This is a genomic window from Gemella sp. GH3 (genome assembly GCF_013415425.1).
In the GTDB taxonomy this organism is placed as follows: Bacteria; Bacillota; Bacilli; order Staphylococcales; family Gemellaceae; genus Gemelliphila.
On record NZ_JACBYC010000183.1, the window covers coordinates 1 to 445 of the forward strand.

General features: G+C 37.1%; 1 pseudogene. It reads right to left on the reverse strand.

From position 1 onward, the window contains the following. Positions 1 to 445, reverse strand: a pseudogene (locus HZY83_RS06745) (transcription termination factor Rho); the annotation flags it as partial.

Below are 445 nucleotides of genomic sequence, written 5' to 3' on the forward strand. Positions count from 1 at the left end.
AACTTGTTTTACCTGCTTTAGGTGGCGCTACAATTAAACCACGTTGCCCTAAACCAATCGGCGTCACTAAATCCATAATTCGAGTTGAATAATTAGTCGGAAGCGTTTCTAATAAAATTCTTTCTTCCGGATAAAGCGGCGTTAACGCTTGGAAATGAGGGCGTTTTTTAACTTCTTCTGCATTTTGATCATTCACAAAATCGACTTGAAGTAACCCATAATATTTTTCATTATCTTTCGGTTTACGTACTTTACCAGTTACTTTGTCTCCACGTTTGATCTCAAAACGTCGGATTTGACTTGCAGAAATATATATATCCTTTTCACCTTTAGAATAGTTAACGGTTCTAAGGAAACCATACCCATCCTGTTGGATATCATCAAGGATACCTTCCATGTAGTAATTGCCATCTTTCTCCATTTGAGCTTCCATGATAGCTAAAAC